Source organism: Rhizobium sp. R693, assembly GCF_002211315.1.
In the GTDB taxonomy this organism is placed as follows: Bacteria; Pseudomonadota; Alphaproteobacteria; order Rhizobiales; family Rhizobiaceae; genus Rhizobium.
The window spans coordinates 1-3,071 of sequence record NZ_LOKY01000043.1 but is presented as its reverse complement, the minus strand read 5'-3'; the positions used below and the strand labels follow the sequence as shown (position 1 = coordinate 3,071).

At 60.0% G+C, this 3,071-nt stretch carries 3 protein-coding genes and 1 pseudogene; all 4 read right to left on the bottom strand.

Translation table 11 applies throughout. The features are described from left to right. Window positions 1-124, bottom strand: a pseudogene (locus ATY79_RS30650) (S-(hydroxymethyl)glutathione dehydrogenase); the annotation flags it as partial. A 37-nt stretch (window positions 125-161) separates the two neighbouring features. After that, the gene (locus ATY79_RS22935) at window positions 162-986 is read right to left on the bottom strand and encodes a sugar phosphate isomerase/epimerase (protein WP_088704988.1); all 825 of its coding nucleotides are present in this window, start codon (window positions 984-986) and stop codon (window positions 162-164) included. Between the two features lie 95 nt (window positions 987-1,081). Further along, window positions 1,082-2,089: a LacI family DNA-binding transcriptional regulator gene (locus tag ATY79_RS22930; protein ID WP_088704987.1), complete on the bottom strand. Its 1,008-nt coding sequence runs from the start codon at window positions 2,087-2,089 to the stop codon at window positions 1,082-1,084. Between the two features lie 270 nt (window positions 2,090-2,359). Next, the coding region (locus ATY79_RS22925; RefSeq protein WP_141105761.1) for an IS110 family transposase at window positions 2,360-3,071 on the bottom strand (712 nt) is incomplete at its 5' end.

Below are 3,071 nucleotides of genomic sequence, written 5' to 3'. Positions count from 1 at the left end.
TGTGGCAGATGCCCGTCGCCTTCACCTCGACCAGCACTTCGCCGGCCCGTGGTCCCTCCAGCTGAACGGTCATCACTTCAAGCGGCTTTCCAGCCTCAACGGCAACGGCGGCGCGAACGTCCATGTCGAATTCCTCCCAGATTGTTACGTGCGGTCGATTGTCAGGCGGTGCGGGCCCAGAGTTCTTTCACCCGCTCTTTCAGCAGTAGTGCTTCTTCCCACCGGTCGGTCTCCCCGTCGCGGCCGGTGATGGCGTAAGGCTTCGGGCCGAGTTCACAGGTAAAGGCGAGTGTATCATCGGGGCCTGCCCGGCGTCGCCAGCTTCGAAAACCATACTCCCACCAGTCCATGAAGAGATCGAGCCATGGCTGGTGGTGCGGGAAGGAGATTTCTATCTGCACCTGTTCGCGCGACGCGACCCGCCCATGGAAGGACCATGAGTTGTCGAGGATGCGATGGATCATGTCATGGTTTTCCGCCGACACGGGCCATGCGAATTCGCGCCCGACAAGGAAATGCGACAGATCGCCGAGCAGCCGGAGATTGGGAAGCTGATCCAAGAGATCGAGCGTGAAGAAGAGGTCGGTGGTCATCCGGTCGCGATGGGTCTCGACATAGACCGGAATCTTCGCCTCTTCACTCAATCGCTGCCAGCCTTCGAGCAGCGGAAGACAGTTCTCGATGCGGCGAAGCCGGACATCGGGCTGCAGGCAGAGGTGTGCGACCCCGTATTCGGCGGCGTTCTCCAGCGCAGGCTTCAGATCGTCCACGCTCTTCGGGAAGCATTGGCCCTCGGCCTTCAGCCCGTGCGGCTTCAGAAGCGAATGCAAGCGGCTGACGTAGATGCGGTCGTACCAGTGGGCGCTCACCCCATCGAAGCCGGCTTCCGCGATCTGCTCGATGCTCTCTTCAAGCGACAGTTCCGGCTGGATGGCGCTGCGGCGCTCCATTGCCCAGAGCGACTGGAAGACGGATAGGGATTGCATCGGCGCCTCCTCAGGTTCGGTTGAGGGCTAGACAGCACGAAATTGCGACGTTGGCGAGTGTGCTCCCTGAGGCGTTTTGATCAAATGCACAGGAGCTAAACATTCTGGGCATTGATCGTCGTGAAGCGTACCGGATCGGTGATGATCTCGGTGTGGATGATGTCGAGCTTGTGCAGGATCATGTCGACGGCCCGTCGTGCCTGAACCTCGGGCGTCTGGTCGATGCATATGTCCATGAGGCCGGACTGCAAATGACGTTTCTTCTTGTCTGTCAGCTCGTGGCCGACCCAGTAAACGTCTTTGTGCTTTGCCCATTGTTGCAGGACGATCGCCACGCCTTCGTCGCCGCCGCCGGCCGAATAGACGCCGATGATATCAGGGTTGCGGCGATGCGCCTCGCTCAACAGCTCCGCCGATTGAAGATCATCGTCATGGCCGAACATGACAAGCGAGAAGGAATGCTCCGTGCGGCCGTGCTCCTCGATGTAGTCGGAAAACCCTTTGATGCGCAGGCGGTGATTTGCGTAGGCGCCGCTATGACAGAGTGCAACGAGCTTTCCGGCGCGGGCACCAAGCATGCCGGTCATGTAGTAGGCGGCACAACGGCCGGCGGCGTAATCGTCAATGCCGACGAACGGGATATCAGGATCGCAGCGGGCAACGATCTGAACCACTTCCACGCCGGCTGCGCTGGCCTTTCGGAGACTGGCGCTGACACGCGCATCGTCGGGTGCGCATATGATCAGTCCGGAACGCCGGAAGGCCGGATTAGCGACGTGACGCGCCATGCCAACCGGATCGCTCTCTTTGACGAAGGTCCGATGCAAAATGACATTCTTGTCGAGTGACGCGGCGATCCGTTCGAAGGCCTGATTCAGCCGCGCGAAGAAACTCGTTTCGGGGCGAACGAGGATGACCTCTATGCGGATTGCGCCGCGGTTGAAATGCGACTGGCGTGTCCCGTACTCCAGCTTCTTGGCCGCCCGGATAACCTTCTCGATAGTTTTCTCGGTGACGCCGCCGCGGCCATTGATGACGCGCTCGACTGTCGCCAATCCGAGCTTCGCCTCTCGAGCGACATCCTTCAAAGTTACTTTGGACATGTTTGCTCCAATGAAAGAACACAAGGGACAAAACACCGCCATTTGCCGGCTTCTCCTTGGGTTCGGTTATGGTTTGACCGGCGCTTTTGCCGATCGGCTAAATCTTCTCCGTCCGCTGGACAGGTTGTTTGCGTCCGTCGGTTCGTGAACCATGCTCCAATGCGTGACCCTGATGCCCTGTGGCTTCGGTCACAGAATGGCGTTCGGCTCCCGGTTTCCCATTCTCCTTGAGGAGCGCAGCCCAGACCTGCCGGGCTCGCTGGACGATCATCAGGACAACCGGGATATCGCCGACGCGCCTTCCGTGGGGCTTTCGCCGCGCGGCTCGTAAGCGCGCTGGTCACGCAGGATCTGGAAGGCGATCGTCAAAAGCTTGCGCGCGATCGCAACACGCGCCTTGTTTACTCCTCTAAACTTCAGGTGTTCGTACTGGGCGCGCAGTTGCGCATCGCTGGCGATGGCCGGCGAGACCGCTTCCACGAAAGCCCTGCGCAGCCACTTGTTGCCCTGTTTGATGATCTTGCCATGGAAGGTCTTGCCGCCACTGGAATAGGTCGAGGGTACAAGGCCGGCATAGGCGGCAAGCTTCTTGGCATTGCGAAACCGCGATATGTCATCGATTTCCGCGTCGATCAGCCGGGCGAAGAACTCGCCGATACCGGGGATTGTCTTCAACAGCCTCACATTGGCATTGGCCTTGGTCATGGCCCGGATCGTTGCTTCCGACTGCTTGATCCGCCCATCGATGTCGGTGATGAAGGCGAGACCACGATCAATCTGGATGCGGTCGATCTCTGAGACGTTGACCTGCGCCAGCTGGACGCGGCCGGCCTTGCCGAACAGGTCGCCGAGCTGCTTCAACTGCGCCGTCTGCTCCGGATAGCGATCGAACACCGTGACGATGCGGTTCTTGGTCATCGTCCGCAGCCGCACGTAAAACATCCGCTCGCGCAGCGCCACGCGCAGTTCTCGGGCCTTGTCG

What these genes read in the sequence shown, in the direction of transcription:
- ATY79_RS22935 (WP_088704988.1), bottom strand. Translation starts at nt 986, where the DNA reads ATGCAATCCCTATCCGTCTTCCAGTCGCTCTGGGCAATGGAGCGCCGC.
- ATY79_RS22930 (WP_088704987.1), bottom strand. Translation starts at nt 2,089, where the DNA reads ATGTCCAAAGTAACTTTGAAGGATGTCGCTCGAGAGGCGAAGCTCGGA.